Origin of the sequence: Corallococcus sp. AB038B, from assembly GCF_003668955.1 — a bacterium.
Taxonomy (GTDB): Bacteria; Myxococcota; Myxococcia; order Myxococcales; family Myxococcaceae; genus Corallococcus; species Corallococcus exiguus.
The window spans coordinates 25,872-32,197 of sequence record NZ_RAWO01000016.1 but is presented as its reverse complement, the minus strand read 5'-3'; the positions used below and the strand labels follow the sequence as shown (position 1 = coordinate 32,197).

Sequence of the window (6,326 nt, the reverse complement as noted above, 5' to 3'; positions counted from 1 at the left end):
CGCTGTAGGAGAAGGCCTGGGCGGAGACGCGGCCCTTCACGGCCTGGCTGAAGAGGTCCTGAGCGCCAATGGAGACGGTGACCTGCGACTGCGTCTGGTCGGCGGGCGCGGAGGGCTCCGGCGCGCTCGAGCCGGAGCTACACGCGGCAATCCACGGGGAAGACAGGGACAGCAAGAGCGCGCCCAACATGCCGCGCGACCGGAACCAACGGGGAGACGTTCGCTTCACTCGACACTCCTTGGGGAGACAAAGACAGTCAGGAAAAGAGCCAATGGCTCGCAGCGGGAACACGCCGGCCTCACGTGCCCGGGCCGGAGCCCGGAGACACGTTTCCCGTGCCGCGCTCGGAGCGAGCACGGCCGGGGGACGTCATGGAAAATGGAGGAAATGGACAGGCCTACGCCGACCCGGGGGGACCTCCCGGCCCTCGGCGTATGTCTGGACTACAGCTGGAAACGCAAATCACAGTGCCAGCGGGTGAAAATGCTGTCACGCCTTTTATTGGTTTCTGTGAAAGTCTGTCAATGTCTGGGTTTGCGCTGACTGGCGGGTGGAATGCGTGTCAGTCGCGGTGGACCCTCGGGTGACAGGATTTGTCATCCCTCCTCGGCGCCCCTCCTGGAGGAACGCGCCGGTCGGGTGACGCAGTGGGTTGCTGAGTGAGAGGAATCAGGCAACTCACGGAAGCTTAGTCAAGCACTGCAATGCTTTGTGGCGCGCACGAAGTCCGGAAAAGACAGTCATGGCCGCCATTCGGTACCCCGCTGGTCCCGGGGGACTCGGGTGGACCGAGTCCCAGGTACCGGGTTCACACCGGTTGGTGGCCGTCGTCGTCGTCCTCGAAGTCGTCTCCTGGTGCCTCCTCGTCCGGGCTGGCCAGCTCATCCAGGTCCTCGACCAGGTCCTGGAGGGGCAGGGGCTCGTCATTCAGGTCCGGCGTCACGTCGTCACCCCCCAGGAACGGCGGTGGCCCCTCCGAGACAGCGGCCTCGGACGCCATCGCGGCCTCCTCCGCGGTCAGCTCCTCCGGGTGCAGCCCGCCCTCCAGCAGCTCCGCCTGGTTGCGCCGGCCGGTGGCCTCCCGAGCCGCCTCCGCCACCTCCTCCGCCGCGGACTGCCGCCCGTACGCAGGCGCATGGTCGCGCAGCCACTCCCGCAGCGCGGAAGCCAGCTCCGCCGCCGTGCCGAAGCGCTCCGCGGGGGACTGGCGCAGCGCCCGCACCACCACCGCGCGCAGCCCCTCCGGCACGTCTTTCGCCATGCGCTCCACCTCCCCAGGCCCCACCAGCGCCATCCGCGCCGCCACCTCCGTCAGGGGCATCCACGTGGGCCCCTGTGCCTGCACCAGCGGCAGGTCCGGCGGGGGCGGAGGCGCCGTGTCCCCCTGCGCCAGCGGGTGCGTCCCCGTCAGCACCTCCAGCAGCACCAGCCCCAGCGAGAACAGGTCGCTGCGCGCGTCCAGGGGCTCGCGCCGCAGCGCCTCCGGTGAGGCATACGCCACGTCCCCCTTCACCAGCGGGCGGCTGGTGATCTCCCGCCCCGGCAGCGTGGAGAACGCGGCGGTGAAGTTCGTGAGCTTCACCTCGCCGTGCACGCCCAGGCGCAGGTTCCGGGGGCTCACGTCCCGGTGCACGATGCCCAATGGCCGGTTCCACTCATCCCGCAGCGTGTGCGCGTGGTGCAGCGCCTCCGCCACCTCGGAGACGACCCACGCACCGAAGGCCGGGGACATGGGCTTGCGCCGCATGGCCACCAGGTTGAGCACCGTGTCCAGCGACCGGCCCTCCACGTACTCCATCACCACGTGCGGAACGCCCCGGTACGCCTTCAGGTGGTAGACCTTCGCGATGCCCGGATGGTTGAGCCGGAACGTCAGCTCCACCTCCTCCACCAGCCGCCGCCGCTCCACGAAGCCGGACGGGTTGCGCAGCCGTTTGATCACCACCGGGCCGCCCATCCCGCCCCGGTAGCGCCGCCGAGCCAGCATCAACAGCTCCCCGGTGGAGCGCACCTCCAGCTTGCGCACGAACTCGAAGGCCGTGCCTCCCACCGTGAACAGCACGCGCGGCCGGCGGGGCACGCCGGGGTTCTCCTCCGTCGTCGTATCGGGCGTCTTCATGGCCTGCCTTCCAACCTCCCAGGTGGAGCGGAAATCGCTCAACCCCGCAGGTAGCACAAACCCTGTCGCCGTCAAACGTCCAGGGTCATATGGAAGGCATGGGACTCCTGGGGTTCACCTGTCCCGACGCAATCCCAGACGCCGGAGCCACTGCTCCCACCGCCGTCGCCACGCCAGTCGCCGGGCCACCCACCAGGGCATGGGCGGGGGCAGGGGCGCGGCCAGCCCCAGCGACGGTCCGGGGGGAGGCGGCACCAGCGGCGTGGGCGCGCTGGAGTGGGGCGCGGCGCCGGGGATGCGCCGCTCCTGTGCGCGGGTCCAGCGGCGCAGTTCGCGGGCCTCCTCGTTGCCGTCGAAGTACGTGTCGGACTCCTCCGTGACCGCGTCGTGGAGCGGCGGCGTGTTGAACAGCGGCGTGTCCCAGCTGTCCGGGGCGCGCTCCAGCGCCGCGCTCAGGTCGGCGTAGAGATCCGCGCCCATCTGGTAGCGCTCGCTGGCCTCCTGGCGCAGCAGCCGCTCGCAGATGTCGTTGAGGGCGCGGGGCACGCGCGCGTTGATCGAACGCGCGGCCCGCCGGGCCTTGATGGCCTGGATTCCGCCCAGCAGCGCCGCGGCCGGCAGGTCCGGCGGATAGGGGAAGTCCCCGGTGAGCACCTGGAAGAGCGTGAGCCCCAGCGAATAGAGGTCGTCCGTGGGCCGGTAGTCGTAGCGGGCCATGCCCAGGGGGTTGCTCAGCCAGTAGCGCAGGAGCTCCGGGCTGCGGTAGCTGGGCGTGCCCGGCGGCGGCCGCCCGTCGGTGATGGCCGGGGCGCAGGCGTGGTCGCTGGCTCCGAAGTCCACCAGCACCGGCCGCTCGTCCGACGCGCGCACGATGATGTTGCTGCCCTTGATGTCGCGGTGGCGCACGCCCGCGCGGTGGATGAAGTCCAGCGTCAGCGCCAGCTCCGCGAACAGCCGCGCCACCTGCCGCGCCGTGGGCTTCGCCTCCATCGCCCAGTCGGACAGCGTGGGACCCTCCACGTAGTCCATGACCAGGAACAGGTAGCCCGTGCGCGGGTGCGGCCAGCGGTGGTAGCCGCGCAACGCCACCACGTTGGGATGGGTCATGCGGTGCAGCACGCTCACCTCCTTGAGCGTGCGCGCGTCCACCTGCGAGCCCTCCTCGGAGTCCTGCGGCCCCTGGAGCGCGAACTTCAGCGCCACCTGGAACCCCCCGGTCTCCGCCAGGAACACGGTGCCGAAGCCCCCCGTGGCCAGGCGCTTCAACAGCCGGAAGCTGCCCACCACCTCCTGGGGCTGAAGGAGCAGCGGATGTCCTCCCTCCAGGCTCATGGGGTGGCGCCTCCTACGTGGAAGGAAAGCCCGGATGCTTCGGGACGTGGAGGGTTGAATCCCAGAGGGAGGATGTGGCTGAGAGGATGCATGCGCGCAAGGATGGAAGTGACCTCCAGGGTCCATAGCATGGCGCACGCCCCTTGGGGTAGTGTTGCTGCCGTGTCAGGTAGGATGCCGGACACCTGACTTCATGGGAGACACGGTCCGGCCAGGGGTGGTGAGCGGCAATGAACGAGGAGTTGGCCATCACGGTGGGCACTGCGGCGCGACAGGCCCGGGAGCAGCAGGGCCTGACCCAGGGCGACGTCGCCAGCCAGGTGGGCATCGCCATGGAGGTCTACAGCCGCATGGAGCGCGGGCGCGTACTGCCCAGCTCCACCACCTTGCGCCGCATGTGCATGGTGTTGCGCATCCGCGCGGACACGCTGCTGGGGTTGGACGGGCCCTCGCCTCCGGACGAGGCGCTCACGCTGGCCCTGGCGGACCGCGAGGAGGATCCCCCCTCCCTGCGCCGGCTGGTGCGCGCGCTGAGGCCTCTGGATGAAGAGGGGTTGAAGGCCATGGGCCTCATCATCCAGGGCGCGCTCGCGCTGCGTGAACGCTGACCGCCAGGCCTTCGAAAACTTGCGCCCCGGGGGAGAGATGCAAGGTTTTGCCGCGTGCCTGCCCCGGTGAACGAAAAGCTGAACACGGTGTTTGGAGCCGCCGCCCGAGACGCGCGGCTGCGCTTGGGACTCACGCAGGCGGACGTGGCGGAGCGCGTGGGCATCGCCATGGAGGTCTACAGCCGCATGGAGCGCGGCCGCATGCTGCCCCGCGCCCAGACCCTGCGGCGGCTGTGCGACGTGCTGTCCGTGTCCGCGGACGCGCTGCTGGGCGTGGGGGCAGGCACCTCGCCGGTTTCGCCCCGGGCCTCGCCAGGCCAGGAGGACTCGCTGGAGCTGCGCCGCCTGGTGCGCACGCTGCGCGACCTGGATCCCCGCCAGCTCAAGGCCGTGGCGCGCGTGGTGCGCACGGTGGTGTCAGTCATGCCCCCGAAATCGGTGCCCGGGTCCGCCCCCACTCCCACGCCCCGAAAGAAGCAGCGGGCCGCCCGCAAGCGACGCGCCGGTTAGTGAGGCGGCAAGAGCAGACAAATCCTTCCGGGCTGCAACGGGATGTCCGCCTGCCCGTCCTCCTGAGCCAGGGACCGGGCCGTCGGGTGGGACCCTCTCCCCAATGGCAGACAAGTGGGGTAGCACGGGAGGTACGCCATGCTTCCTCCCCCGACGCCCGCGGATGAGCCGCGGCGCCTCCAGGCGCTGCGCTCGCTGTGTCTGCTGGACACGCCCGCCCACGAGCGCTTCGACCGCATCGTGCGCACCGCGGCGCACCTGTTCCGGGTGCCCATCGCGCTCGTCTCGCTGGTGGATGAGAACCGCCAGTGGTTCAAGGCCCGCCACGGCCTGGACGGCACGGAGACGCCGCGCGAGCTGTCCTTCTGCGCCCACGCCATCCTCTCTCCCTCCACCCTCGTCGTGCCGGACGCGCTGAAGGACCCGCGCTTCCACGACAACCCGTTCGTGCTGGGTGCTCCCTTCGTCCGCTTCTACGCGGGCCACCCCCTGCGCGCCGCGGACGGCAGCCGCGTGGGCACGCTGTGCCTCATCGACTCGCAGCCCCGGGACTTCCCGGACGCGGACCGCGCCGCGCTCGCGGACATGGCCAGCTGGGCGGAAGGGGAGCTCAACGCCCTGGACGCGCGCGAGGCCCGCACGGCGCTGGAGCAGCAGGACCGCTTCTTCGAAGTCTCCGTGGACATGCTCTGCATCGCCGCCATGGACGGCACCTTCCTGCGCCTGTCCCGCGCCTGGAGCCGCACCCTGGGCTTCTCCGACGCGGAGCTCTACAGCACGTCCCTGGTGGACCTGGCCCTGGAGGAGGACCGCGTCGCCACCGCGGGGCACCTGGCCCGCGCCCGGGAGGGTGTCCCCGTCCTCCAGTTCGAGCACCGCGCCCGCTGTCGCGATGGCACCTGGCGCTGGCTGCAGTGGAACGCCGTGCCGGACCCGGAGGAGGGGCTGCTCTACGCCGTCGCCCGCGACGTCACCCAGGCCCGCATGCTGGAGGAGGAGCGCCAGCGCGTGGAGCGGATGAAGAACGAGTTCATCGCCACCGTGAGCCATGAGCTGCGCACGCCGCTCACCTCCATCCGCGGCTCGCTGGGGCTGCTCAGCGGCGGCATCCTTGGCCCGCTGGACGCGCAGGTGGCGCAGATGGTGGGCATTGCCCACAAGAACAGCGAACGGCTGCTGCGCCTCATCAACGACATCCTGGACCTGGAGAAGATGGAGTCTGGCCGGCTGGACCTGAACCTGGAGCCCACGGAGATCGCGCCGCTGCTCGCCCAGGCGCTCCAGGCCCACCAGGGCTACGCGGACGAATACGGCGTGCGCCTGGAGTCCGTGGTGGACCTGCCCCACGCCCGCGCCCGCGTGGACGAGGACCGGTTCATCCAGGTGCTGGCGAACCTCCTCTCCAACGCCATCAAGTTCTCCCCCCAGGGCGAGCGCGTCACCCTGTTCCTCACCCGCGAGGACGGCGTCCTTCGCGTGGGCGTGCAGGACCACGGCCCCGGCATCCCGGAGGCCTTCCAGTCCCGCGTCTTCCAGAAGTTCGCCCAGGCGGACGCGTCCGACACCCGCAAGCGCCCCGGCACCGGCCTGGGGCTGAGCATCGCCCACGGGCTGGTGGCCCGCATGGGCGGCACCCTGCGCTTCAGCACCTCCCCCAGCGAGGGCACCCGCTTCTCCTTTGACCTGCCGGAGTGCGAACCGGAGCCCGACGTCGCCTGACGGACATCCACTTCCCCCCCGCTTCCGTACCGCGATC

The 6,326-nt window shown here is 70.7% G+C and carries 6 protein-coding genes; 3 read left to right on the top strand and 3 right to left on the bottom strand.

Annotated elements, in window-relative coordinates:
- From D7Y04_RS44675 to D7Y04_RS37670, 3 genes are all read right to left on the bottom strand, one after another.
- Positions 1-229, bottom strand: a 229-nt coding sequence (locus D7Y04_RS44675) for a hypothetical protein (RefSeq protein WP_199749799.1), incomplete at its 3' end; no start/stop codon positions are given.
- A gap of 580 nt (positions 230-809) precedes the next feature.
- On the bottom strand, positions 810-2,120 hold the full coding sequence (locus tag D7Y04_RS37675; RefSeq protein WP_121762474.1) for a serine/threonine-protein kinase: 1,311 nt from the start codon (positions 2,118-2,120) through the stop codon (positions 810-812).
- 114 nt (positions 2,121-2,234) lie between these two features.
- Positions 2,235-3,452 (bottom strand): serine/threonine-protein kinase, encoded by a 1,218-nt coding sequence (locus D7Y04_RS37670; RefSeq protein WP_121762473.1) that lies wholly within the window; start codon positions 3,450-3,452, stop codon positions 2,235-2,237.
- Between the two features lie 230 nt (positions 3,453-3,682).
- Between D7Y04_RS37670 and D7Y04_RS37665 the strand changes: the two genes are divergently transcribed.
- The 3 genes from D7Y04_RS37665 to D7Y04_RS37655 all read left to right on the top strand — a co-directional run bounded on the left by D7Y04_RS37665 (position 3,683) and on the right by D7Y04_RS37655 (position 6,289).
- Positions 3,683-4,060 carry a helix-turn-helix domain-containing protein gene (locus D7Y04_RS37665; protein WP_120597463.1) on the top strand — a complete coding sequence of 126 codons (378 nt, stop codon included), beginning with the start codon at positions 3,683-3,685 and terminating at the stop codon, positions 4,058-4,060.
- Positions 4,061-4,114: 54 nt separating this feature from the next.
- The gene (locus tag D7Y04_RS37660; RefSeq protein ID WP_120597464.1) at positions 4,115-4,570 is read left to right on the top strand and encodes a helix-turn-helix domain-containing protein; all 456 of its coding nucleotides are present in this window, start codon (positions 4,115-4,117) and stop codon (positions 4,568-4,570) included.
- Positions 4,571-4,708: 138 nt separating this feature from the next.
- Positions 4,709-6,289 (top strand): ATP-binding protein, encoded by a 1,581-nt coding sequence (locus D7Y04_RS37655; protein WP_121762472.1) that lies wholly within the window; start codon positions 4,709-4,711, stop codon positions 6,287-6,289.
- Positions 6,290-6,326: the final 37 nt, after the last annotated feature.